Below are 23129 nucleotides of genomic sequence, written 5' to 3'. Positions count from 1 at the left end.
GCGGGCCGGTTACGCTCCTGCGAGAGCCGCCAGCTCGGCGCGCACCGGGAAGGCGTCGTCGTCGAGTACCAGCTGGAGGGCCGACCCGGTCGCCCGGTTGACGATCACCGGAGCCAGCAGGTTGACCGTGCTGCCCTCGGGCGACGGCGTGACCACGACGAGGAGCAGGGCGTCCGCGGCCTCGGCGATGCCGAGCTCGGCGGCGCGGTCGTCCGGCAGCTCCGGCGAGTAGCCGGGCAGGTGGCGCTCGGCGTCGATGGTGAACAGCCGGATCTCCGGCCGCTCGATCGAGGCGAGCGTGTACAGCCCGTCGGCGCCGGCGACCGGGTCGAGGTCGAAGGCATCGAGCGGCTCGAGTCCGGGCGGCGGGGTGAGGAAGCGGACGGCGCTCACCGGAGGAAGTCCATCAGCGTCGGCTGGAGCACGCGGGCCGTGACGGCGATCGCGGTCTGGTAATTCACATCCTGCGTCTTCAGGTCGAGGATCACCTTGCTCAGGTCGACGTCCTCCAGGGAGGAGCGCTGACCCTCCAGAGCGTTGGCTCCGACGGCGAGCGTGTCCTTCGCCTTGTCGATGCGGGTCTGCCGACCGCCGACCTCCGCGTGCTCTCCCACGATCGCCTTCATCCTGTCGTCGATCTCCGCGAGGCGCGGGGTGACGTTCACACCCGTGCGGAGGTCGTTCACGGTGTTGTCGATCAGCGCGAACACCGACGACGCGCCGGTTCCGAAGACCGCGGCGCCGTCCGCATCCACCCGCACCGTGGTGTCGGGGCCGATCCTGCGCTCCACTGTACTTCCCGCCGTCCCGGTGAACGAGTAGTCGGGCTGGAAGGCGACGCCGGCGTCCGAGTTGCCCGCGAACACCGTGCGGCCGAGGTAGGTCGTGTTGGCGAGCGAGAGGAGGCTCTTCTTGAGTCCGTCGAGCTCCGTCGCGATCGACTCCTTCGCCTCGGGCGACATGGCGCCGTCGTTCGCGCCCTGCAGCGTGAGGTCGCGGACCCGGCGCATGAGCGTCTCGACCGACGTCAGGGCCGAGTCGGCGGTGGTCAGCCAGGCGTCGCCGTTGCCGACGTTGCGCTGATACTGGGCGGTGGCCGCGGCGTCCGACCGCACTCCCATGGCGCTCGCCGTGGCGGTGGGGTCGTCCGACGGCTTGTTCAGCAGCCGTCGGCTGGTGGCCTGGTCGTACAGCTGCGCCTGGCGCTGCAGACTGAGCTGCAGGTTGCGCTGGGCGTTGAGGGTCTGGGTGGCGTTGGTCACGCGGCTGATCACGGTTTATCTCCCGACGAGTCCGGTGTGGTTGATGAGCACATCGAGGGCCTCGTCCACGGCGGTCATCACGCGCGCGGCGCCCTGGTAGGCGTGCTGGAAGGACAGCATGTTCATGTTCTCCTCGTCGAGGTCGACGGAGGAGCTGGCGAGCTGGGCGTTCGTCGCGGCGCTGGACGCGAGGTCGGCGAGGTCCGACTGCTGCTTCTCGGTGCGGCTGGCGACGCCGACGCGCACGACGAAGGACGACCACTGCTTGTCGACGGCGTTCGCTCCGGTGCCGAGCTGGCTGATCGCGTCGGCGACGCTGCCGTCGCTGCCACCCGCTCCCGGGGTGCCCGTGGCGATCTGGCCGACGCCGGTCGGCACGACGGAGAGTCCGAGAGCGGCCGGTTTCGTGGGGTCGATGGCGAAGAAGTCGAGGCCGGTGGCGCCGGTGGGGGTCGCCCCGGTGGAGTGGATGGCGTTGACGCGCTGGGCGAGCGTCACGGCGAACGCGTTGTAGCTGACGGCCGCTTCCGCGAGCACTCCCCCGGTGCCCGAGGCGTCGGCGGGGGCGAGCGTGGAGACGGCTCCGGCGATCGATCCGCCCTCGAGGGCGATAGCGGCGCCGGGCCGGTACGCCCACTCGAGGCGCGCCGGGTCCGTCGCGGCGTCGGCCATGCGGGACGCGCCGGCCGCCTTCACGAGGTTGGTGCTGGTGCCGGAGACCAGCGCGTTTCCGCCGACCAGCACATCCACGGTGCCGTCGTCGTTCGGCCGGACCACTCCCCCGGCGAGCTTGGCGATGGATGCGGTGAGCAGGTCGCGCCGGTCGAGCAGCTCGTTCGCCGACTGACCCGACGCCAGTGCGGAGCGGATGCGCCCGTTGAGGTCGGCGACGGCGGTCGCTGCGGTGTTCAGGTCGGAGGCCATGCCGTCCATCGACGCGCGGAGCGTGGTCCACTGGTCGTCGACCGACCGGTACCCGGTCTGCAGCTGGGTGACGAGGCTGCCCGCCTGCCCGAGCAGCACGCCGGCCGGTGCCTGCTCCCCCGCCTGGTTGGCGACGTCGCCCCAAGCCGACCAGAACTTCTGCAGCTGAGCCGAGAGGCCGTTGGTCCCCGGCTCGTTGAGCGACTGCTCGAGGGTCGCCAGGGCGTCGGCACGGGTGTTCGTGTACCCGGAGAGCGCGGTGGTCGTGCGCACCCGCGCATCCAGTGCGGCGTCGTCGAGCCGCTGGATGCCGTCGATCGTGACGCCCTGGCCCGGGCGGACGCCGCCGCTGAAGAGCCCGGCCGACGACAGCGCGGGCACGCCCGAGGTCGTCACGCGCTGCCGGGTGTAGCCCTGCGTGTTCGCGTTCACGAGGTTCTGGCCGACCACGTCGAGGCCCGCCTTTGCGGCGACCAGCCCGGTGTACGCGGTGTTCAGGCCGCTGAAGGTGCTCATCCGGTCAGGCCTCCGTGTCGAAGAAGCGCGCGGTGTCGCCCGCCTGGCCCGTGCCGCCTGCTCCGTACACGCCCGGGTCGTCGCCGGCGCCCGAGAGCGAGCTCAGCGTCTCCTGCGTGGAGCGGGCGGCCTCCCGGAGCAGGCGCTCGTTGGTGTCGCGCACCTCGGCGATCTGCGCGGTCAGCTCGGTCATGGCCGCGAGGTGCGACCCGAAGATGTCGGACCAGATGCCGTCGGGTGCGGCGGTGGCGAGCTCACGGAGGGTCGCATCCTGGCCGAGGCCCCACTCCTCCGCCAGCGCGGCGACCTCGACCGTGCGGGCGAGACCGACGGCGCGCATCCGCTCGATGACCTGCTCGACCTCACGGGTGGCATGCGAGATCCACCGCGACTTGCCCGCGATGAGCAGCAGCTGCTCCTCCTCCAGCTTGAACAGCAGGAGCTCGAGGAGCTCGCGTTCCTTCCAGAGCTGCGCAGAGAGTTCGCTCGCGGCCATGTCGCTACCAACTTCCTCGTGAGTCGATGTGCGCACCTGGTCTCCTCGGGTTCCGAAGGCGGTGGATGTGTTCCGCCACCCCAGACCATCGGCACGCTTGCGCCCGATGTTAGGCGCGCGATCACCCCGCCGAGAGGCACGACCTACCGCTTTTCGGGGTGCTGTCAGTATTCCCCGTACTGGGGGTACTCACTGCCCCGTAATGGGGACAGAAAGCATGCAATCTGAACAGTCTCGAATTGTTACCGTGAACAGCGGAAGACTCCTAGCACCTCGCTCGGCACCCGACCCAGCCCGAGCGTCCACCGCACCGCCCGAGTACCCGCGACACCCTCCCCGAAAGAGGTCGACGCGCGGTACCCGTCCGATGAAGAGGGGTCGCCCAGCGTGAACCGGAACGAACGCAACACGCTCGTCGTGGAGAACCTGCCGCTCGTCGGCTATCTGGTCTCCGACCTGTGCTCCCGCGCCACCCACCTGTCGCGCGACGACCTGGCCTCGGCCGGCGCCGTCGCCCTCGTGCAGGCGGCCGACGCGTACGACGCCACCACGGGCGTCCCGTTCGGCGCGTACGCCCGCACCCGCATCCTCGGCGCACTTGCCGATGAGCTGCGCGCATCCGACTGGGCCACACGTTCCGCGCGCAAGCGCATCAAGGAGACCCTCGCGGTGCAGGAGAGCCTGACTTCGGCCCTCGGGAGGAAGCCCAGCGTCGACGAGATCGCCGGTGCGCTCGGCGTCGACCGCGAGACGGCCGCTGCCGGCCTCGCCGACGCCTCCCGCACGGTGACCGCGCTCGACGAGACCATCGAGCCGCTGCTCGTCTCGGAGACCGTCGGCCCCGAGGACTCCCTGCTGGCCGACGAGCAGACCGCCTACGTGCGTGCCGCGGTCGCCGCCCTCCCCGACCGGATGCGATCCATCGTCGAGGCCATCTACTTCGACGACCGCACGGTGACCGAGATCGCGGATGAGCTGGGGATCACCCACTCGGCCGTGTCGCAGCAGCGGTCAGAGGCCATCCGCCTCATGCGCGAAGGCATGGCCACCCATTACGCCGACGAGGGCGACCCCGTCGTCATCGAGGCGAAGACCTCGCAGGCCCGGCGCAGCGCCTATCTGGCGCGTCTCGCGCAGCACGCGGTCGCGGGCGTCTCGCGCCTCTCCCCCACGTCCCCGAGCTCTGCCCGGGCGTCCTGAGCCATCAGCTCCTGACTTTTTTCGCCTGAATCGGCCGAAATGCGCGAAAAAGTCAGGAGCGGATTGCTGCTAACGGGACGGACAAGACAGCCGATAGAGGCTGATGCGGACCACGGAAGGGCCGCGAACCACCACCCAGTCATGGAGGAAACATCATGGGTATGCAGATCAACACCAACATCGCGGCGAACAACGCCTACCGCAACCTGAACAACACCCAGAGCGACCTCTCGAAGTCGCTCGAGAAGCTGTCCAGCGGCCTCCGCATCAACCGTGCGGCGGACGACGCGGCGGGTCTCGCCATCTCGGAGGGCCTGAAGTCGCAGGTCGGCGGTCTGACCGTCGCCGCCCGCAACGCTCAGGACGGCATCAGCGTCGTGCAGACCGCTGAAGGTTCGCTCACCGAGGTCCACTCCATCCTGCAGCGCATGCGCGACCTCGCGGTGCAGGGCGGTAACGACTCGAACAACACCACCTCGCGTGCGGCCATCAAGACCGAGGCGGACGAGCTCGGCAAGGAGCTCGACCGCATCACGCAGGGCACGAACTTCAACGGGATCGACCTGCTCAAGGGCGGCTCGCTGAACTTCCAGGTGGGCGCGGGCTCGACGGCGAACGACACCATCGCGGTCGGCCTGGCCGATGTCGCCACCTCTGTCGGCACCCTCGGGGGCGCCACCGGCGCGACCGGGTTCGACGTCAGCACCAACGCTGCCGCGAACACGACCATCACGGCGATCGACACCGCGATCACCGCGATCTCGACCGCTCGCTCGGAGCTCGGCGCCTCGCAGAACCGCTTCGAGTCCGCTGTCCGCAGCCTGAACGTCTCGAAGGAGAACCTCTCGGCCGCGTCCAGCCGCATCACCGACACCGACATGGCGGAGGAGATGGTGAAGTACACCCGCTCCAACATCCTGTCGCAGGCCGGCACCGCGATGCTCGCTCAGGCGAACCAGTCCAACCAGGGCGTCCTGCAGCTGCTCCGCTGATCGGGCCCGGCGGCCGGGGCGTAGTCCCCAAAGCGTGCCCCGGCCGCCGCACCACCCCGCACCACCGCACCACCCCGAACCACCGTCGTAGGAGGGAGACCACCGCATGGGCATGGCGATCGACGGACTCATCAGCGGCCTGCAGACGACGGATCTGATCAACAGCCTGATGCAGGCGGAGGCGATTCCGCAGACGCTGCTCAAGAACAAGGTCACCGACTCCACCAACTTCATCTCGGCGATGCAGGCGCTCAACTCGAAGGTCGCCGCGCTCGCCGACTCCGCCGCGAAGCTGGCGAAGCCCGCCGGCACCGACCTGCACACGGCGAGCACCAGCTCCACCACGGTCACCGCCACCGCCGGCACGGGCGCCGTGGACGGCACCATCGACTTCACGGTCGACCGCCTCGCGCAGTCGCAGGTCACCGTGACCGGGCCGCTGACCGAGTGGCCGGACCAGCCGCCGACCCTCACCTTCGTCGCCGCCGACGGCACCACCAAGCAGATCACCGCCGCCAGCTCGTCGCTCGCCGATGTCGCCGCCGCCATCAGCCAGGCCGGCGCAGGTGTCAGCGCGACACGGGTCGCCGCGGGTCTCGACCCGGCGACCGGGCAGCAGTTGTACCGCCTGCAGCTCAGCTCCACGAAGACCGGGGCCGCGGCCGCCTTCACGGCCTATCGCGGGACGGCGGCGGATGTCGCGGCCGGTACCGCCACGAACATCCTGTCGGACGCGGGCTCGTCGCAGGTGCGACAGGCGCAGGACGCCCAGCTCACCCTCTGGGCCGGCACCGGCGCCGCGCAGACCGTGACCAGCGCGACCAACAGCTTCGCCGACGTGCTCCCCGGCGTGACCGTCTCGGTGACCGCCGCGTCCACCTCACCCGTGACCCTGACGGTCGCCCGCGACGACAAGAGCATCTCGGCGGCGGCCGGCTCGCTGGCCACAGCGGTCAACGACATCCTCACCTACATCGGCCAGAAGCAGGCCGTCTCCACCTCGACCGACGCCGCGGGCGGCACGGTCGTCACGGGAGGCGTGTTCACGGGCGAGTCGTCGGTGCGCGATGTCAACCAGAAGCTGGTGGATGCGGTGATCGCCCCCATCGGCGGCGTCTCCCCCTCGACCTACGGCATCAGCATCACGCGGGACGGCGCGGTCACCTTCGACCAGGACGTCTTCGCCACGGCCATGACCGCCGACCCCGACGCGGTGAAGACCGCCGTCGCCACGATCGCCCAGCGCGTCGCGGACGCTGCCACCGACGCCAGCGACACGTACACCGGCTCGATCTCGCTCAAGATCAAGGGCGAGCAGTCCACGGTCAAGAGCCTCAACGACCAGATCACCGATTGGGACGGCCGTCTCGCCGACCGCCGCGCGACCCTCGAGAAGACGTACGCCAACCTCGAAGTGCAGCTGCAGCAGCTGCAGTCCCAGTCGTCGTGGCTCACCGGCCAGCTGTCCTCCCTCCCGTCTGCGAGCGCATCATGAACGTCCTCACCTCCGCGGCCGCGAAGCTCTCGGCCTACAACCGCGACAGCGTCCTCTCCGCCAGCCCGGCGCGACTCCTCACGATGCTGTACGACCGGCTCCTGCTCGACCTCACCCGCGGCGAGGCCGCGCTCACGGCCGAGCAGTGGCCGACCGCCTGGGAGAACCTGCGGCACGCCGACCAGATCGTGGCCGAGCTCGCGGGGACGCTGCGGGTGGAGCTGTGGGACGGCGCCGAGGGTCTGCTGCAGCTGTACGGCTACCTGGCGGATCTCATCGTCGGCGGGATGATCGAGCGCGACCCGGCGAAGGTGCGCGAGGCCATCGAGCTCGCCGAGCCCCTGCGCCGGACCTGGCACGAGGCCGCGGCGCTGCTGCCGGCGGCCGCCACCACGACGGAAGCGGACCGTGACCTCGGCGTCGCCTGACGACGTGTCGCGCGACCTGCCCGAGGTCGCTCCCGAGGTCGCTCCGGAGGCCGCCGCCTGGGCGGAGGCGCTCGACCGCATGGAAGACGAGCTGCACGGCGCGCTCGCACAGGTGGACCCGGTCCCCTGGCGTCCGCCGATCGCGCTTGGCCCGATCCCACCGGAGCTGCAGGAACGTGCGACGCGTCTCCTGGAGGCGCAGTTGCACACCATCCGCTATCTCGAGGACGTGCGTCAGACGAACGCGCGGCACCTCGCGGCGGTGCGTTCTGTACCCCGGTCCGAAGTCGGCGCGCACCCGGTCTACTTCGACCTGATCGGCTGACTCCCCATAGCAGTTCTCCACCTGTGGATAACTCTGTGCAGAATCAGTGGATGAGAGCGCGAATCGTGTGGAGGACACGCGCGAGATGTGTGCACTCTCAGATTCTCAGGTTCTAAAAACCCGACTTGACCAGCAGTTTCCTTCCCATTCTGTGAGGATCGAACACCCCTTCGAAACCACACCGGTGTAATTCACATCGGGGTACACGCTGTGGATGACGGTGTGGGAAATCGCTCGGCGAACACGCCCGGGATGTCGTCCCTAACGGGCGGGGGAGAGCTGCCGATAGCTCCTTTCGAGCACGGATCGCTCATCGACTTGGCCACGGATGGGCCGCCCCACGACCCAGGAGTGCAGCTGTGCTCGAATCCGTGACCAGCGCCGCCCTCGCGAGCGCCCTCGACGGCCTCGCCGCGCGCCAACGCGCCATCGCGAACAACATCGCCAACGTCAACACCCCCGGCTATACCGCCGAGCGGGTGTCGTTCGAAGACGCCCTCGCCGCCTCCGTCGCCGACCACGACGGGCACGCCGCCGCGACGACCGCCCGGTCGCTGGAGCCGACGCGGCTCGACGGCAACAACGTCAACCTCGACACCGAGACGCTCTCGAACGTCGACACGGTGCTGCGCTTCCAGTTCGCCTCGCAAGCCGCAGGCGGGCAGTTCTCGGCCATCCGCGCCGCCCTGAAGACCAGCTGAGCCAGGACACCGACGAGAGGAGCACGACATGACCTTCGACGCCATCGGGATCGCCGGGACGGGGCTGAACCTGCACCGCCACTGGCTGGACGCCATCTCCGACAACCTGGCCAACATCAACACCGCGAAGCCGACCAACGGCGCTGCGTTCCAGGCCCGCTACGTGGTCGCGCAGGAGGGCGAAGGCGTCTCCGGCGTCTACGTCGCCGGCGCCGCCCTCGGAAATGCCGAGGGACGCATGGTCTACGAGCCGGACAACCCCGTCGCCGACGAGAAGGGGTACGTGCGGTACCCCGACATCGACCTGTCCGAGCAGATGGGCTCGCTGATCATGGCGCAGCGCGGCTACCAGGCCAACGCGGCCGTCGTCGACCGCGCCAAGGAGACCTACCAGGCGGCGCTCCAGATCGGGAGGAACTGATGCCCATTCCCGCGATCGGAGCGCTCTCCGGCATCGACGCCACCGCCGGGGTCTCAGCGACCCAGCAGACCGGCGGCACCGGGGGAGCCGCCTTCGGCAACGCCCTCACCGGGGCGATCGACGACCTGCAGGGCCTGCAGGGCACGAGCGACCGCCTGGCGATCCAGGCCGTCACCGGCAACCTCGACGACATCCATAACGCGACGCTCGCATCCACGCGCGCCCAGGTCACCCTGGAGCTCGTCGCCGGCGTCCGGAACAAGGCGGTCGACGCCTTCAACGAGATCATGCGGATGCAGGCCTGATGCCTCAGCAGGTGACCAGCTTCTTCCGGCGGATCGGCGACTCGATCCGCGGCTTCTCCGTGGCCCAGCGGGTGATCGCCCTCATCGGTGTCGCGGTCGTCGCCCTCGGCGCGACGGGTCTCGCCCTGTGGGCGTCGCAGCCGTCGTACACGCCGCTGTTCTCCGGCGTCGCGGCGTCGGACGCCTCCGCGATCGTCGACCAGCTGCGCACGGACGGGGTGCCGTACCAGCTCACGGACGGCGGCTCGACCATCCTCGTCCCGCAGGAGAAGGTCTACGACGAGCGCCTCAAGGCCGCGTCGGCGGGCCTCCCGGCCTCCACCACCGGCGGATACTCGCTGCTCGACAAGATGGGCGTGACCTCGTCCGAGTTCCAGCAGAACGTCACCTACAAGCGCGCGATGGAGGGAGAGCTCGGCAACACCATCGCCGCCATGAAGGGCGTCAAGGCGGCGTCGGTGCGCCTCGCCATCCCGGAGGAGACGGTCTTCGCGTCCGAGAAGAAGGACCCGACCGCGTCGGTGTTCGTGGAGACGCAGAGCGGGGTGACCCTCACCGCCGACCAGGTGCAGGCCATCGTGCACCTGACCAGCGCGGCCGTTCCGGGCATGAAGCCGACGGACGTCGCCGTCGTGGATGCCGACGGCACCGTGCTCAGCACGGTCGGCGGGGGCGCGACAGGGGGAGCGGACAAGCAGGCCAGCGACTATGAGACCCGCGTGAAGTCCGCTGTGCAGGAGATGCTCGACAAGGTCGTGGGCCCGGGAAACGCGACCGTCGCCGTCGCCGCCGATGTGAGCACCGAAAGCGCCCAGCGCACGGAGGAGTCGTATACGGCCCCGACGGATGCGCCGTCGCTCAGCGAGACGACCCAGAAGGAGACCTACACGGGCTCCGGCGGCAGCAACGCCGGGGTGCTCGGGCCCGACAACATCGCGGTCCCGAACGGCACCAACGGCAACGGCACCTTCAACTCCGAATCGAGCACGAAGGACAACGCGGTCGACAAGGTCACCGAGCAGCGGACCATCCCGGCCGGCGCCATCAACCGGCAGACCGTCTCCGTCGCCCTGAACTCGGACGCCGTGGGGGATGTCAGCGCCAACGAGATCCGCAACCTGGTCAACGCGGCCGCCGGCATCGACGTGAAGCGCGGCGACGCGGTCAGCGTCGAGATGGTGCCGTTCAGCAAGACCGGTGCGACCGAGGCGGCCAAGGCGCTGCAGGAGGCCAAGGATGCCGCTGCGGCCGACCAGCTCAGCAGCATCATCCGGACCTCCGTCATCGCGGCGGCGATCGTCGCCGCGGCCATCATCGCGTTCCTCCTGTTCCGCCGCGGCCGGCGCCGCGCGGCCGAGACGGCGGCGCTCGCCGAGGACGCCGACACGCTGGCCCTCGACGCAGCGGCCTTCCCGATCGCGCTGGAGCAGGCCGCGCCGACGGTGCCGATGCAGCTCAACCCGCTCCCCGACCCGACGCCCGACCCGGCCGAGGTGGAGGCCGACCGCCGTCGTGCCGAGATCGAGGCGCTCGCCGAGCGCGACCCGCAGCGCACGGCGGAGTTCCTCCGCAGCCTCATGGATGACAGGGCGGGCGTATGAGCACCGCTCTGACCGGCGCGCAGAAGGTCGCGGTCGTGCTGATGAACATGGATCAGCAGCGCGCGGCCCAGGTGATGAAGCAGTTCTCCGACGAGGAGGCCGACGAGATCACCGCCGAGATCCTGCGGCTGCGCCGAGTGGATCCGGGGGTCGCCGAGAAGGCGCTCAACGAGTTCCACGACCTGGCGACCCGCGGTGCCGTGACCACGCGCGGTGGGCGGGACATCGCGGTCGGACTGCTGGAGGCGTCGTTCGGCGCCGAACGGGCGACAGGCGTGCTCAACAGGGTCGCATCCAATCTGGCCGGGAAGCAGTTCGAGTTCCTCGACGCCGTGGAGCCCGCGCAAGTGCAGATGCTGCTCGCCGGGGAGCTGCCGCAGACCAGCGCGCTCGTGCTCGCGCACCTGCGGGCCGATCACGCGTCCCGCGTGCTCGCCGGGCTGGATGACACGGCGCGTACCGAGGTCGCCCACGCCATCGCCACGATGGGATCGCCCAGCCCCGACGCCGTGCGGGTCGTCGCCGAGACGCTCAAGCAGCGGGCCAGCGCGGTCGTGTCGTCGCGGGCAGCGTCCGACGCCGTCGGGGGAGTGCAGCCGCTCGTCGACATCATCAACCGCTCCGATGCGGCCACCGAGAAGGCCCTGCTGGAGGCGCTGGAGCAGCGCGACCCGCAGCTCGCCGAAGAGGTGCGGTCGCGGATGCTCACGTTCGACGACATCGTCCGGCTCGAGTCGCGCGACGTTCAGCAGGTGCTGCGCGGCGTCGACGCGGCTGTTCTGGCGGTCGCGATGAAGGGCGCGTCGGAGGCGGTCAGCGAGGTCATCACCACCAACCTGTCGGAGCGCAACCGCGAGATCCTCGAGGACGAGGTGCGCATCCTGGGTCCGGTCCGCGTCTCGCAGGTGGAGGACGCCCGCGCCGAGATCGTGCGGGCCATCCGCGACCTGGAGGCGACCGGCGCGATCACCGTGCAGCGCGGGGACGAGGACGCATATGTCGAATGACGCCGCCGTCGCGCGCGACTTCGCGCCGCTGACCGTCCCGGTGCTGGCCGAGACGGAGCACGAGCGCGCCGCCATGACGTCCGCCCGTTCCCGCGGCTACGCGGCCGGCTTCACCGAGGGGCGCCGTGCGGCCGCACGCGAGCAGGCGGAGTGGGTCGACCGGGCGGACGCCGCCCGTGCCGCCGAGTCGGCGGAGGCCGCCGAACAGGTCGCGGTGCTCGCGCGGGCGCTGCGCACGGCGGCCGTCGAGCTGCGGGAGGCGACCGTTCCGGTGCTCGCCGATGCCGAGTCCGCGCTGGTGGATGCGGCGTTCGAGCTGGCGACGGCCGTCGTCGGCGTCGCGCTGAAGGACCGGGTCACCGCCGCCCGCGCTGCCGTCGGACGTGTGCTGTCCGCAGCGCCGGGCGGTGTCGTGCCGGTGGTCCGCCTCCATCCCGATGACATAGCCGCCCTCCGCGGGGCCGGGGCGGGGGAGGACCTGCAACTGATCGCCGACCCGACGCTCGCGCCGGGCGACGCTATCGGCGAGCTCCCGCACGGCTGGCTGGATGCGCGCATCCACGCCGCCCTCGACCGGGCGAAGGAGGCCCTGTCGTGAGCGCGGTTCTGAGCCCGGGCATCGGCGGTCGCTGGGATGCGGCCGTAGCGGCCGCACAGGTCGAGACCGTCGGCCGGGTCAGCGCCGTGGTGGGCCTCGGCGCTGAACTCGAGGGCGTTCCCGCCGCCATCGGCGACGTCGTGGTCATCGGGGAGGAACCCGGGGTGCACGCCGAGGTCGTGGCGACGACCGCCGACCGCGTCCGCGTGATGCCGTACGGCCCGTTGACCGGTGTGGCCGCCGGTGCCCCCGCGCGCGCCGTGCGCGCCCCGCTGCTCGTCCCGACCGGGCGCGGGATGCTCGGCCGCGTCATCGACGCGCTCGGCCGCCCCGTCGATGGCCGCGGGCCGATCGAGGCGGACGGCTTCGTCGCGCTGGGCAACCGCGCACCCGACGCGATGCGCCGCGCGCGCATCCTGCAGCCCATCGGCCTGGGCGTCCGCGTGCTCGACACGATGGTGACCACCGGCCGCGGCCAGCGCCTGGGCCTGTTCGCCGGCTCGGGCGTCGGCAAGTCGTCGCTGCTTTCGATGATCGCGCGGGGGACCGACGCCCAGGTGTCGGTCATCGCGCTGGTGGGGGAGCGCGGGCGCGAGGTGCGCGAGTTCCTCGAAGACGACCTCGGCCCCGAAGGCCTCGCGCGTTCGGTCGTGGTCGTGGCGACCTCGGACGAACCGGCCGTCATGCGCCTGCGTGCGGCCTTCGCGGCGACCCGCATCGCCGAGGCGTTCCGCGACGAGGGCGCCGACGTCGTGCTGATGATGGACTCCCTGACCCGTGTCGCCATGGCGCAGCGCGAGATCGGCCTCTCGGCCGGAGAGCCGCCCGCGACGCGCGGCTACCCGCCGTCGACGTTCTCGCTGCTCGCGCAACTGCTCGAACGGGCGGGAACCGGCGAGACCGGCTCGATCACGGGCCTGTACACCGTGCTCGTGGATGGCGACGACCACAACGAGCCGATCGCCGACGCGGCGCGCTCCATCCTCGACGGTCACGTCGTACTCGACCGCAGGCTCTCGGTCGTCGGGCACTTCCCGTCGGTGGATGTGCTGGGCTCGGTCTCCCGTCTCGCCTCACGCGTGACGACCCCCGAGCAGCGCGCGGCGGCGATCGCCCTGCGCAGCGTGCTGGCCGCCAAGGTCGCCGCACAGGACCTGCTCGACGTCGGCGCCTACAAGCCGGGAACCAATCCGAAGGTGGATGCGGCGGTCGCCAACGCCGACGCCATCGACGCGTTCCTGCGCCAGGGAATCGGCGAACCGGCCCCGTCAGCGGAGTCGTGGGCCCGGTTGCAGGCACTCATCGGGATGCTGGGAGGCGTGTGATGGCACGAGCATTCGCACTGGCCGGTCTGCTGCGGCTGCGGCAGATCGAGAAGGAGCACGCCGCGAGCGACCTCGCCGCGGCCAACGCCCTCCGGCGGGATGCGGGGGAGCGGCAGGCGCGCGCCATCGCCGCGCTGCACGCCGTGCCCGCGGAGGCGACCGATGCGGGGACGCTCTTCGCCATGGCTGCCGCGCGCGCATCCAGCCGCAGCATGCTCGCCGACCTGTCGGCGCTCGCCGCGGAACGCGAAGCCGAGGCGGCCGCTGCTCAGGAGGCGTTCACCGAGGCCAAGAAGCGCGCGGTCGGGCTGGAGAAGCTGGAGAACCGCCACCGCGCCGAGGTCGTCGCCGGCGAACTGAGCGCCGAGCAGTCGGCCATCGACGAGATGGCCACCGGCGCGTGGCAGCGCGCGCGAGAAGGGGGAGACGCATGACCGTCACGGACGCCATCGGGCGCATCGCGCAGATCCAGGCGACGCTGGTGCAGCTGGAGAGTCCGGCGAAGACGGCGGCTGCCGGGTCGGCATCGTCCGCTTCCGGAACGTCGGGGGCGTCGGCCACGTCGGCCACGGACTTCGCTGCTGCGCTGTCCGGCGCGCTCGGTGCGACGAGCGGCACCGGGTCGCCGACGGGCGCCGATGTCGTCGCGGACGCCAAGAAGTATCTCGGCGTCCCCTACGTCTTCGGCGGCACCAGCGCCTCCGGGCTCGACTGCTCCGGGCTGGTGCAGCGCGTGTTCAAGGATCTCGGCATCGACGTGCCGCGCCTCGTCTCCGGACAGTCGACCGTCGGCACCGAGGTGCCGTCGCTCGCTCAGGCGCAGCCGGGCGACCTCATCGTCACCAACGGCGGCGAGCACATCGTCATCTACGCGGGAGACGGCAAGGTCATCCACGCTCCGAGCGAAGGGCGCAACGTCAGCCTGGTGGACAACTGGATGAGCGACTTCGACATCGTCACGATCCGGCGGGTGGTTCCGCAGGCGGCGCCGGCGAGTGCGGCTCCGGCTGCGGCGCTGGCGGGGCTCGGTGGCTCTGCGTCGTCGGCGTCGTCGGCGTCGTCCGCTCAGGCGGACATGATGCGCTCGCTGTTCGCGTCACTCGTGCAGGGAGGCTCGCTGTGAGCCCGGCGACGGTCACGTCCTCTCCGCCCGCTGCGCCGTCCACGGCAGCCCGGCCCGGCTCCGGCGCGACGAAGGGCTCCGGCGACGCGTTCGACGCCTTCCTGCAGGGCGCGGTGGATGCCACCCCGCGGGATGCACACGGCGGATCGCGGCCGAAGGCGGCGCGCGAGCACGACCGGAGTGTGGACAAGCCGGATGCGGCCGGCGCTGCCCCCGCGCGAGACACTGCTCGACCGGCGCAGACCGGGGGCGCGGACGGCCAGAAGGACGCTGCCGCCGGCGCGGACGGCACGGCGGCGGGTGCCGCAACGACCGGCACGGAGACTCCGTCTTCGTCGACCGCCCCGACGCAGACCGCCGCCACGGTTCCGGGTCTCCCGGCCGCTACGACGGACGCCGCAACGTCCCCCGTCGTGACCGCGGCCGCCGCGTCCACCGCGGCCGCCGCATCCCCGATCGCTGCCACCCCGACCTTCGCTGGCCCATCCGTCGGCGCGCCTTCCGCTGTGGCCCAGACCGTCGCCGCACCGGCCGACGCCACCCAGCCCGCCACGCCGACGCCCCCGGTCCCCGTCACCCCAGCCTCGAGTAGCGACATCACGTCACCACTCGACCCGAATTCGAGCACCGAGTCACCGCTCGTGGCGGCCGTCGCGGTCGCGAACGCGGGGGAGAGCGGAGAGGCGGGTGCTCCTTCGCGGCCGGGCCGCGGCACGAGCGGCCCGGCTGCCGCCTCGCGCGTGGATTCGGGCGAGGCTGGTGCTGCCCCGGCTCCGACAACGGGGACCGGCGGAGCGGCGACCGTCCCCGCGGCACCGGCGGCAGCTGCCCAGGCCGCCGCCGTTCCGACGACGCCTCCGCTTACCCCGCAGACCGCGACCGCCGGAGCGTCGGCCGAGGTTGCGCCGTCTGCAGCCGCGGCGCCCACCGCATCCACTCGTCCCGAGTCGCCGAAGGCCGACCCGGTCGCCGCGCCGACGGCCGCCCCGCAGCCGCTGCCCGGCCTCGACCGCGCTCCGACCGCGCAACCGGTCGCCGCCCCCGCTCCCGCTGCCCCCGCACCGCAGGCCACGCTGGGCGCGCAGCTCGCTCGCCCGGTGTTCACGCTCGCGGCGGCCGGCGCCGGCGAGCACGTCATGACCGTGCACGTCACCCCGGACACACTCGGGCCGGTGACGGTCCGTGCGCACGTCGGCGGCGAGGGCGTCCGCGTCGAGCTGTTCGCGCCGACGGATGCCGGGCGGGATGCGCTGCGCGCCATCCTCCCGGACCTGCGCCGTGATCTCGGCGGCGCGGGCCTCACCGGGACGCTCGACCTGTCGTCCCAGAACCAGCCGGCGCCCCAGCACGACGCTCCCGGCGGCGGTCGTCACGGCGTACCCGAGGGACGCCCGACCGCACCGCGGGCCTCCTCCGAGGGCGTCGCATCCCCCCGATCCACCCTGTCCGCACCCGCGGACGGGTCCGCCTACACCATCGACCTGATCGTCTAGAAGGGAGCCACCGTGGCCGTCGACCCCATCACCGGAGCAGACACCGCCTCCACGGGCGGCATCTACTCCACCCCGCCGACGCGGACGCCGAAGCAGTCGCTCGACAGCGAGGCCTTCATGCAGCTGCTGGTCACCCAGCTCCGCAACCAGGACCCCAGCTCGCCGATGGACACCAACCAGATGATCGCCCAGACGACGCAGCTGGCCATGATGGAGAAGCTCACCAACATGGACACGACCGCGCAGGAGGGCTTCGCCCTCCAGATGCGGCAGGCCGCGGCCGCGCTCATCGGTCACACCGTGAGCTACCTCGACAAGAACGGCGACACCCAGACCGGGCTCGCCTCGTCCGTCTCCTACGCCGGCGCCGTCCCGATCGTCACGGTGGGCGATCAGAAGCTCGCCCTCGACGCCATCCTCGGCGTGGTCACCCCAGCCCCAACCGGCTCGGGCTCCACGACGCCGACCGCCTGACCTCACGCACCTTCCTCAGAAAGGAAACGCCATGCTCCGCTCGCTTTACTCCGGAATCTCCGGCCTCCGCTCGCACCAGACCATGCTGGATGTGACGGGCAACAACATCGCCAACGTCAACACGACCGCATTCAAGTCGTCCGCCGTGCAGTTCCAGGACACCCTGTCGCAACTGGTGCAGGGCGCCGGTGCGCCGCAGGGCCAGACCGGTGGAACGAACCCGGCCCAGATCGGCCTCGGCGTGCTCGTCGCGGGCATCTCCACGAACTTCACGCAGGGCGCCGCCCAGGCGACGGGTCGCTCCACCGACATCATGATCAACGGCGACGGCTTCTTCGTCATGAAGGTCGGCGGCGAGACGGTCTACACGCGCGCAGGGTCGCTCGACCCTGACGCGCTGGGCCGCCTGGTCGGTCCGGGCGGCGCCATCCTGCAGGGATGGAATGCCGTCAACGGCGTCGTCCAGCAGGGCGGCGCGCTGAGCGACATCACCATCCCGCTGAAGGCGGTCACCCCCGCCGCGGCAACGACGACCTCGAACGTCACCGGCAACCTACCCTCCGACGCCGCGGTCGGCGACCAGCTGGTGCGCGACATCTCCGTGTACGACGCCAACGGCACCGCCCGCAAGCTCACCCTCACCTTCACCAAGACCGGCACCGGCTGGGATGTGGCGGGCGCCGACGCCGCGGGAGCGACAGGAAACAGCACGCTCACCTTCACCAACGGCGTCCTCACCGGCGGCGGCGCGCTCACCGTCGGCGGCGTCGCGGTCAACCTCAGCGCGGTCACCGGGTACTCCGGCATCACAACGGTCGCCTTCAAGGACCAGAACGGCCGTGCGGCGGGAACCCTCGAGTCGTTCACCCTCGATAAGGACGGCACCATCACCGGCCTCTTCTCGAACGGCGACAAGCAGGCCGTCGGCCGCATCGCGCTCGCCACGTTCGTGAACCCGGGCGGCCTCGAGAAGGGCGGCGGGTCCACCTACCGCGCCACCGTCAACTCGGGCGCGGCTCAGCTCGGCGGCCCCGGCGAGGACGGTCTCGGCCAGCTGCAGGGCGGTTCGCTCGAGATGTCGAACGTCGACCTCTCGCAGGAGTTCACCAACCTGATCGTCGCGCAGCGCGGCTTCCAGGCGAACGCCCGCATCATCACGACCTCCGACGAGGTGCTGCAGGAGCTCACCAACCTCAAGCGCTGACCACGTCGAAACGGAGGGCATCCGGCGCGTTGCCGGCCGGATCCCCTCCGTTTCGTGCATCCGGCCGCATCGCACGCCCGGATCCCCTCCGTTTCCGTCGCTCCCGTGGCGCGCCGTAGGCTCGTCGGGTGCCCATCGTCCACGAGCTGGCGCCCACGCTGCTGGGCGTCGCCGTGCTCGCGCTCGTCGCGGTCGGGGTGCTCGCGGCTTACGGTGTGCCGCACCGCTGGGCGCCGGCCCTCGCGATCCTCCGCGGCGCTGCGCAGCTGGCCGTCATCAGCGTGGTGCTTGCCGGCGTCATCACCGACCCACTGTGGGTCGCGCTCGCCCTGCTCGTCATGTTCTCGGTTGCGGCCGCGACGGCCACGCGGCGGATCGGATGGTCGTCGGAGCACGCCGTCATGATGGCGACGGCCATGGCGGTCGGCGTCGTCGTGTCGTTCTCGGTGGTGTTCCTCACCGGCGCCATCGAGTTCAGTGCGCGCTACGCGCTCGCGATCGGCGGTATCGTGATCGGCAACTCGATGAGCATCGCCACGCTGGCCGGACGTCGATTCACCGAGGCGGTCGGCGACCACTGGGACGAGGTGGAGGGATGGCTCGCGCTGGGCGCGACGCCCCGGCAGTCGACGCTGGAGCTTGCACGCAGCGCCGTCTATTCGGCCCTGATCCCGTCCGTCGACCAGACGAAGACGACAGGTCTCGTCACGCTTCCCGGCGCCTTCGTCGGAGCGATCTTCGGCGGGGTGTCGCCGCTCGAGGCCGGCCGGTTCCAGGTCGTCGTGCTGGCGGCGATCATGGCGGCGGGAGCTCTCACGGCGGTGATCGTGTCGGCGTGGCTCGCGCCGGTGCGCGTCCGCCCCGCCGCTCTTCGCTGACCCGACGCGGTGACACTCGCCGCGCGTGCGGACTGCTCCTGCGACGATCGCCGTTCCAACGTTATAAAGTCACACCAGGACGCCGAGAGGGGAGCGTGCATGGCCGCGACGATGCAGGATGTGAGCGTGCTCGCCGGAGTGTCGGTGAAGACCGTCTCGAACGTGATCAACGACCACCCGCACGTCCGTGAGCAGACGCGACGCAAGGTGCTGGATGCGATCGACGTGCTCGGCTACCGCCCCAACTTCCTGGCGCGTGGGCTCCGGTCCGGGCGGACCAACGTGATCTCGCTGATGATCCCGAACCTGCGCAACGCGTACTTCGCCGAACTGGCGGACGCGGTGATGATGGCGGCGTCCGAGCGGGGGCTGGCCGTGCTGATCGAGCAGTACGGCCTCGACCGCGGGCAGGAGATCGGGGCTCTGCGGCATCCACACGCCCAGACGGTGGACGGCGTGCTGCACAGCGTTCTCGCCCTCGACCAGAGCGACGTCGACCTGCTCGCGGAGCTGGGCACGCCGGTGGTGCTGCTGGGAGACCGCAACGTGGATGTGCCACGCGACCATGTGATCATCGCAAACACCGAGGGCGTCCGGGCGGCGACCGAGCACCTGCTGTCGTCCGGCCGCCGGCGGATCGTCGCGTTCGGCGCGCATCCCGCCGCCGTCGTCGGCTCGGCCGCCCTGCGCCTCGAGGGGTACCGTCAGGCGCTCGACGCCGCGGGCCTCCCGTTCGATGAGGCGCTCGTGGTGCCGGTCGATCCCTGGCACCGGCGCAACGGGGCCGACGCGATGCGCGAACTGCTCGCCACCGGGATGCGGTTCGACGGTGTCGTCGCGTTCAACGACGCCATCGCGCTCGGGGCGCTCCGCGCGCTGCAGGAGGCCGGGCGACGGGTCCCGGAGGACGTGGCCGTCATCGGCTTCGACGACATCGAGGAGACGGAGTACTCCATCCCAAGCCTGTCGACGATCGACCCGGACCGGGAGCGGATCGCCCGCACGGCCGTCGACCTGCTGGTGCGGAGGATCGAGCACCCGGACGAGCCGTTCGTCCCGGAGCGACTGCCGATGCCGTTCCGCCTGGTCGAACGCGAGTCCACGGCGTCCTGACCACGCCGTTTGACACGGTCACATTCCGTTCTGCATCATGGTTCTACATCGTTATTCTCTAACGTTGTAGACAGCGGTGTCGGCGCGCGAAGGGCTCCCGACGACGAAGGTCTGCACAGCGGCAGAGACTCGAAAACAGGAGACCCTTTTGTCTGAGACCCGCATCGCCCTCGACCGCACCGCGCGCGTCGCCACCGTCAACCGCCGCATCTTCGGCTCGTTCGTCGAGCACCTGGGGCGCTGCGTCTACGACGGCATCTACGAGCCGGGGCACCCGACCGCCAACGAGGACGGCTTCCGTCTCGACGTCGTGGAGCTCGTCCGAGAGCTCGGCTCGACGACGATCCGCTACCCGGGCGGCAACTTCGTCTCCGGCTTCCGCTGGGAGGACTCGGTCGGCCCGCGCGACAAGCGCCCGGTGCGGCGCGACCTCGCCTGGCACTCGCTGGAGTCCAACCAGGTCGGACTCGACGAGTTCTCGCGCTGGCTGAAGCTCACCGACTCGGAGCTGATGCTCGCGGTCAACCTCGGCACCCGCGGGATCCAGGCCGCGCTCGACCTGCTCGAGTACGCCAATCACCCGTCGGGAACGGCGCTCAGCGACCAGCGCATCGCGAACGGCACGCCGGAGCCGCACGACATCCGGATGTGGTGCCTGGGCAACGAGATGGACGGCCCCTGGCAGACCGGTTACATGACCGCCGACGACTACGGCAAGCTCGCCGCCCGCACCGCCGCCGCGATGAAGATGGCCGACAAGGACCTCGAGCTCGTGGTCTGCGGCTCCTCCGGCTCGGGGATGCCGACCTTCGGCGAGTGGGAGCGCGTCGTTCTCGAGCACTCCTACGAGCACGTCGACTACGTGTCGGCGCACGCGTACTACCAGGAGCGCGGCGGCGACCTCGGCTCGTTCCTCGCCTCCTCCGTGGACATGCAGTACTTCATCGACACGGTCGTCTCGACGGCCGATCACGTCGGCTACCGGCTCAAGAGCAAGAAGAAGATCCAGATCTCGTTCGACGAGTGGAACATCTGGTACCTCGACGAGCACAAGGAGTCGGAGGAGGTCAACGACGAGTGGCGGTACGCCCCGCGGCAGCTGGAGGACGTCTACTCGGCGGCCGACGCCGTCGTGCTCGGCAACCTGCTGGTCACGCTGCTGAAGAACCACGACCGGGTGACCAGCGCCTCCCTCGCCCAGCTGGTGAACGTGATCGCGCCGATCATGACCGAGCCGGGCGGCGACGCCTGGCGCCAGACCACGTTCTTCCCGTTCTCGGTGACCAGTCGGCTGGCCCGTGGCGAGGTGCTGCGCCCGCGCATCGAGACCGGCTCGTACGAGACCGCCGTCTACGGCGAGGCGGACCTGGTGGATGCGGTGGCCACCTTCGACGAGGCCGACGGCTCGGCCGCGCTGTTCGTCGTGAACCGGAGCCTCACCGAGACGCAGACCGTCCGGGTGGACGTGCGCGACCTCGGAGTCTCCGCGGTGCGCGAGGCCGTGTCACTCTGGGATGAGGACGTGTACGCGAAGAACACCCTGCACGACCAGAATCGCGTGGGCCTGCGCCCGACGCCCACCGCATCCCTCGACGACGGCGTGCTCACGCTCGAGCTGCCTCCCGTCTCGTGGACGGGCGTCTCGCTCGGCTAGAGCAGGGTCGTCCCCAGCATACGGTGGCCGATGGCGATGGACTCGCCATCGACCGCCGACAGGGGCGAGGTGAGGAAGGCGACCAGGTCGGCGATCTGGTCCGGAGACGATTCCCCGCCCCGCCCCGGTGCGACCTGGGCGTCGGGGGTCTCGGTGACGAGGCCCGGGTTGATCACGTTGACGGCGACGCCCGTGCCGGCCAGCTCGTCGGCGAGGTTCTTCGCGATGAGGATGGTGGATGCGTTGCGCACCACGGCGGTGATGTTTCCGCTGATGTAGGCGTTCTGGCCGCTGATCGCGACGATCCGGCCGAAGCCGGCCTCCCGCATCGCGGGGATCACCGCGCGAGCGACCCGGAGGAACGACAGCGCCTTGCCGTCGATCGCGCTCAGGATATGCTCGGGGTCGGAGCTGCGGGCGGGGTCGAGGGTCTGCGCCGGCGGCGCGGCCGTTACGACCAGGCCGTCGATGCGTCCGTGACGCTCCAGCACGGTGTCGATGCCGCGGCGCACGGACTCCTCGTCCGAGGCGTCCAGCGTGACTCCCTCGGAGGCGTTGCGGGAAGCGACGACCACGGTCGCGCCCTCAGCACGGAGGCGGTCGGCGACCGCAGAGCCGATGAAGCCGGTGCCGCCGACGACGAGGACGACGCGATTCTCAAGCTGAAGATCCATACCCGTCCCAACCCCGTCGAGTCCACAAGAATTGCACGGCTGAGCCGTGGTTTCTGTGCAATTTGTGCGTACTCGACGGTGGGTGGAGGGCGTCAGCGGGAGGCGGCGGGGGCCGTGGTGGGCGCGGGCGACTGCAGCGCCTGGGGGATGAGCTTCCGGATGGCGTCCGGCTGCGACGACAGCACCACCACATCCACCCGCCGGTTCTGCGCCAGGTCGGAGTCGGTCGTGCCGGTGTGTCCGGCGACCGGACGCGCCGAGCCGAAACTGACCGCGGCGATGCGCTCCTGCGGGAAGCCGTTCACCTCGACCAGGTGCCGCAGCACGCTGGTCGCTCGGCCGGCGGAGAGCTCCCAGTTGGTCGGATACGGTGCTCCGGGCTGCCGCAGGTCGGCGTGGCCCTCCACCGAGACCTCGTACGCTTCCGGAGCGAGCACCGGTCCGATGTCGTTCAGAACGGACACGGCGCGCGGGCTGAGCTCCGCGCGGTTCGAGTCGAAGAACGTCGAGTTGCCGACCAGCCCGATCGTGAGGCCGCGCTCGTCGATCTTCAGCTCCACCGCATCCTGCAGGCCGTCGCGGGTGAGGGCGGCCTGGATGAGGTCCTTCAGGTGCTGCAGGTTCTGCGCCTCCTGCTCGGCGAGGGCGAAGTCGGTGGATTTGCCGGACTCGTCGACGTGCTTGGGCGGCACCACGACCCCGGATGCGGTGTCGACCTTCTGGGTCTTCACCTGCCCGAAGCCGGTCGCCAGCGAATCCTTCAGCTGCTCGAACTTCTTCGCATCCACCGTCGACATGGCGAAGAGCACGATGAACATGCACATGAGCACGGTGACCATGTCCATGTAGGAGGCCATCCAGCGCTCCTCGTTCTCGTGCTCCTCCGGCTCCTCGTGTCTCTTCCGACGGCGGGCCGACAT

The 23129-nt window shown here is 70.7% G+C and carries 26 protein-coding genes; 20 read left to right on the top strand and 6 right to left on the bottom strand.

What is annotated here, in order from left to right:
• Window positions 1-9: 9 nt before the first annotated feature.
• The 4 genes from AXZ95_RS00265 to flgN are packed head-to-tail and all read right to left on the bottom strand — an operon-like array spanning window position 10 to window position 3198.
• Window positions 10-393 carry a flagellar assembly protein FliW gene (locus AXZ95_RS00265; RefSeq protein WP_018188977.1) on the bottom strand — a complete coding sequence of 128 codons (384 nt, stop codon included), beginning with the start codon at window positions 391-393 and terminating at the stop codon, window positions 10-12.
• A complete protein-coding gene (gene flgL / locus AXZ95_RS00260) occupies window positions 390-1262 on the bottom strand; it encodes a flagellar hook-associated protein FlgL (protein WP_331272597.1) in 873 nt (290 codons plus the stop codon). Before flgL ends, AXZ95_RS00265 begins: the two co-directional genes overlap by 4 nt.
• 15 nt (window positions 1263-1277) lie before the next feature.
• Window positions 1278-2702: a flagellar hook-associated protein FlgK gene (flgK, locus tag AXZ95_RS00255; RefSeq protein ID WP_018188975.1), complete on the bottom strand. Its 1425-nt coding sequence runs from the start codon at window positions 2700-2702 to the stop codon at window positions 1278-1280.
• A gap of 4 nt (window positions 2703-2706) precedes the next feature.
• A complete protein-coding gene (gene flgN, locus AXZ95_RS00250) occupies window positions 2707-3198 on the bottom strand; it encodes a flagellar export chaperone FlgN (protein WP_018188974.1) in 492 nt (163 codons plus the stop codon).
• Window positions 3199-3585: 387 nt separating this feature from the next.
• Between flgN and AXZ95_RS00245 the strand changes: the two genes are divergently transcribed.
• The 20 genes from AXZ95_RS00245 (at window position 3586) to AXZ95_RS00150 (ending at window position 21535) form a co-directional block, all read left to right on the top strand.
• The gene (locus tag AXZ95_RS00245) at window positions 3586-4398 is read left to right on the top strand and encodes a sigma-70 family RNA polymerase sigma factor (protein ID WP_018188973.1); all 813 of its coding nucleotides are present in this window, start codon (window positions 3586-3588) and stop codon (window positions 4396-4398) included.
• Window positions 4399-4553: 155 nt separating this feature from the next.
• Window positions 4554-5390 carry a flagellin gene (locus AXZ95_RS00240; RefSeq protein ID WP_026306982.1) on the top strand — a complete coding sequence of 279 codons (837 nt, stop codon included), beginning with the start codon at window positions 4554-4556 and terminating at the stop codon, window positions 5388-5390.
• 106 nt (window positions 5391-5496) lie between these two features.
• A complete protein-coding gene (gene fliD / locus AXZ95_RS00235; protein ID WP_018188971.1) occupies window positions 5497-6885 on the top strand; it encodes a flagellar filament capping protein FliD in 1389 nt (462 codons plus the stop codon).
• Window positions 6882-7313 carry a flagellar export chaperone FliS gene (locus tag AXZ95_RS00230; RefSeq protein ID WP_018188970.1) on the top strand — a complete coding sequence of 144 codons (432 nt, stop codon included), beginning with the start codon at window positions 6882-6884 and terminating at the stop codon, window positions 7311-7313. Before fliD ends, AXZ95_RS00230 begins: the two co-directional genes overlap by 4 nt.
• A complete protein-coding gene (locus AXZ95_RS00225) occupies window positions 7294-7638 on the top strand; it encodes a hypothetical protein (protein ID WP_018188969.1) in 345 nt (114 codons plus the stop codon). Before AXZ95_RS00230 ends, AXZ95_RS00225 begins: the two co-directional genes overlap by 20 nt.
• A gap of 359 nt (window positions 7639-7997) precedes the next feature.
• The gene (gene flgB, locus AXZ95_RS00220; protein WP_018188968.1) at window positions 7998-8339 is read left to right on the top strand and encodes a flagellar basal body rod protein FlgB; all 342 of its coding nucleotides are present in this window, start codon (window positions 7998-8000) and stop codon (window positions 8337-8339) included.
• 28 nt (window positions 8340-8367) lie between these two features.
• Complete coding sequence (locus AXZ95_RS00215; RefSeq protein ID WP_018188967.1) at window positions 8368-8760, top strand: flagellar basal body rod C-terminal domain-containing protein; 393 nt, start codon at window positions 8368-8370, stop codon at window positions 8758-8760.
• Window positions 8760-9065, top strand: coding sequence for a flagellar hook-basal body complex protein FliE (gene fliE / locus AXZ95_RS00210; protein ID WP_018188966.1), 306 nt, complete (start codon window positions 8760-8762; stop codon window positions 9063-9065). Before AXZ95_RS00215 ends, fliE begins: the two co-directional genes overlap by 1 nt.
• Window positions 9065-10666: a flagellar basal-body MS-ring/collar protein FliF gene (fliF, locus tag AXZ95_RS00205; RefSeq protein ID WP_018188965.1), complete on the top strand. Its 1602-nt coding sequence runs from the start codon at window positions 9065-9067 to the stop codon at window positions 10664-10666. Before fliE ends, fliF begins: the two co-directional genes overlap by 1 nt.
• On the top strand, window positions 10663-11673 hold the full coding sequence (gene fliG / locus AXZ95_RS00200) for a flagellar motor switch protein FliG (protein ID WP_018188964.1): 1011 nt from the start codon (window positions 10663-10665) through the stop codon (window positions 11671-11673). The genes fliF and fliG overlap by 4 nt, the downstream gene beginning before the upstream one ends.
• Window positions 11663-12271 carry a FliH/SctL family protein gene (locus AXZ95_RS00195; RefSeq protein WP_018188963.1) on the top strand — a complete coding sequence of 203 codons (609 nt, stop codon included), beginning with the start codon at window positions 11663-11665 and terminating at the stop codon, window positions 12269-12271. Before fliG ends, AXZ95_RS00195 begins: the two co-directional genes overlap by 11 nt.
• Entirely contained in the window at window positions 12268-13596 is a 1329-nt protein-coding gene (locus AXZ95_RS00190) for a FliI/YscN family ATPase (RefSeq protein WP_018188962.1), read from the top strand. The genes AXZ95_RS00195 and AXZ95_RS00190 overlap by 4 nt, the downstream gene beginning before the upstream one ends.
• Entirely contained in the window at window positions 13596-14030 is a 435-nt protein-coding gene (locus tag AXZ95_RS00185) for a hypothetical protein (protein WP_018188961.1), read from the top strand. Before AXZ95_RS00190 ends, AXZ95_RS00185 begins: the two co-directional genes overlap by 1 nt.
• On the top strand, window positions 14027-14719 hold the full coding sequence (locus AXZ95_RS00180) for a C40 family peptidase (RefSeq protein WP_018188960.1): 693 nt from the start codon (window positions 14027-14029) through the stop codon (window positions 14717-14719). Before AXZ95_RS00185 ends, AXZ95_RS00180 begins: the two co-directional genes overlap by 4 nt.
• Window positions 14716-16212: a flagellar hook-length control protein FliK gene (locus AXZ95_RS00175; protein ID WP_043741994.1), complete on the top strand. Its 1497-nt coding sequence runs from the start codon at window positions 14716-14718 to the stop codon at window positions 16210-16212. The genes AXZ95_RS00180 and AXZ95_RS00175 overlap by 4 nt, the downstream gene beginning before the upstream one ends.
• 12 nt (window positions 16213-16224) lie before the next feature.
• Window positions 16225-16686 carry a flagellar hook capping FlgD N-terminal domain-containing protein gene (locus AXZ95_RS00170; RefSeq protein ID WP_018188959.1) on the top strand — a complete coding sequence of 154 codons (462 nt, stop codon included), beginning with the start codon at window positions 16225-16227 and terminating at the stop codon, window positions 16684-16686.
• Window positions 16687-16717: 31 nt separating this feature from the next.
• Complete coding sequence (locus AXZ95_RS00165) at window positions 16718-17890, top strand: flagellar hook protein FlgE (RefSeq protein ID WP_018188958.1); 1173 nt, start codon at window positions 16718-16720, stop codon at window positions 17888-17890.
• A 128-nt stretch (window positions 17891-18018) separates the two neighbouring features.
• Complete coding sequence (locus AXZ95_RS00160; protein WP_018188957.1) at window positions 18019-18768, top strand: ABC transporter permease; 750 nt, start codon at window positions 18019-18021, stop codon at window positions 18766-18768.
• A 99-nt stretch (window positions 18769-18867) separates the two neighbouring features.
• Window positions 18868-19881 carry a LacI family DNA-binding transcriptional regulator gene (locus AXZ95_RS00155; RefSeq protein ID WP_018188956.1) on the top strand — a complete coding sequence of 338 codons (1014 nt, stop codon included), beginning with the start codon at window positions 18868-18870 and terminating at the stop codon, window positions 19879-19881.
• 148 nt (window positions 19882-20029) lie between these two features.
• The gene (locus tag AXZ95_RS00150) at window positions 20030-21535 is read left to right on the top strand and encodes an alpha-N-arabinofuranosidase (RefSeq protein ID WP_018188955.1); all 1506 of its coding nucleotides are present in this window, start codon (window positions 20030-20032) and stop codon (window positions 21533-21535) included.
• On the opposite strand, the gene AXZ95_RS00145 is transcribed toward AXZ95_RS00150, so the two are convergent.
• Together AXZ95_RS00145 and AXZ95_RS00140 are read right to left on the bottom strand one after the other, a co-directional pair.
• Window positions 21532-22209: an SDR family oxidoreductase gene (locus AXZ95_RS00145; protein ID WP_018188954.1), complete on the bottom strand. Its 678-nt coding sequence runs from the start codon at window positions 22207-22209 to the stop codon at window positions 21532-21534. The two genes, AXZ95_RS00150 and AXZ95_RS00145, sit on opposite strands and share 4 nt — an antisense overlap.
• Before the next feature lie 92 nt (window positions 22210-22301).
• Window positions 22302-23129 carry a flagellar motor protein MotB gene (locus tag AXZ95_RS00140; protein WP_018188953.1) on the bottom strand — a complete coding sequence of 276 codons (828 nt, stop codon included), beginning with the start codon at window positions 23127-23129 and terminating at the stop codon, window positions 22302-22304.

It is taken from the genome of Leifsonia sp. 115AMFTsu3.1 (assembly GCF_004362795.1).
Classification (GTDB): Bacteria; Actinomycetota; Actinomycetes; order Actinomycetales; family Microbacteriaceae; genus Leifsonia.
The sequence above is the reverse complement of the archived record's forward strand: the minus strand, read 5'-3'. Positions and strand labels throughout refer to the sequence as shown.

Bases quoted from the DNA above. Each gene is read 5' to 3' on its own strand.
- AXZ95_RS00240 (WP_026306982.1), top strand. From the start codon at position 4,554: ATGGGTATGCAGATCAACACCAACATCGCGGCGAACAACGCCTACCGC.
- AXZ95_RS00185 (WP_018188961.1), top strand. From the start codon at position 13,596: ATGGCACGAGCATTCGCACTGGCCGGTCTGCTGCGGCTGCGGCAGATC.
- AXZ95_RS00215 (WP_018188967.1), top strand. From the start codon at position 8,368: ATGACCTTCGACGCCATCGGGATCGCCGGGACGGGGCTGAACCTGCAC.
- fliE (WP_018188966.1), top strand. From the start codon at position 8,760: ATGCCCATTCCCGCGATCGGAGCGCTCTCCGGCATCGACGCCACCGCC.
- AXZ95_RS00140 (WP_018188953.1), bottom strand. From the start codon at position 23,129: ATGTCGGCCCGCCGTCGGAAGAGACACGAGGAGCCGGAGGAGCACGAG.
- AXZ95_RS00195 (WP_018188963.1), top strand. From the start codon at position 11,663: ATGTCGAATGACGCCGCCGTCGCGCGCGACTTCGCGCCGCTGACCGTC.
- fliF (WP_018188965.1), top strand. From the start codon at position 9,065: ATGCCTCAGCAGGTGACCAGCTTCTTCCGGCGGATCGGCGACTCGATC.
- AXZ95_RS00165 (WP_018188958.1), top strand. From the start codon at position 16,718: ATGCTCCGCTCGCTTTACTCCGGAATCTCCGGCCTCCGCTCGCACCAG.
- flgK (WP_018188975.1), bottom strand. From the start codon at position 2,702: ATGAGCACCTTCAGCGGCCTGAACACCGCGTACACCGGGCTGGTCGCC.
- AXZ95_RS00155 (WP_018188956.1), top strand. From the start codon at position 18,868: ATGGCCGCGACGATGCAGGATGTGAGCGTGCTCGCCGGAGTGTCGGTG.
- AXZ95_RS00145 (WP_018188954.1), bottom strand. From the start codon at position 22,209: ATGGATCTTCAGCTTGAGAATCGCGTCGTCCTCGTCGTCGGCGGCACC.
- flgN (WP_018188974.1), bottom strand. From the start codon at position 3,198: ATGGCCGCGAGCGAACTCTCTGCGCAGCTCTGGAAGGAACGCGAGCTC.
- fliD (WP_018188971.1), top strand. From the start codon at position 5,497: ATGGGCATGGCGATCGACGGACTCATCAGCGGCCTGCAGACGACGGAT.
- AXZ95_RS00230 (WP_018188970.1), top strand. From the start codon at position 6,882: ATGAACGTCCTCACCTCCGCGGCCGCGAAGCTCTCGGCCTACAACCGC.
- AXZ95_RS00180 (WP_018188960.1), top strand. From the start codon at position 14,027: ATGACCGTCACGGACGCCATCGGGCGCATCGCGCAGATCCAGGCGACG.
- fliG (WP_018188964.1), top strand. From the start codon at position 10,663: ATGAGCACCGCTCTGACCGGCGCGCAGAAGGTCGCGGTCGTGCTGATG.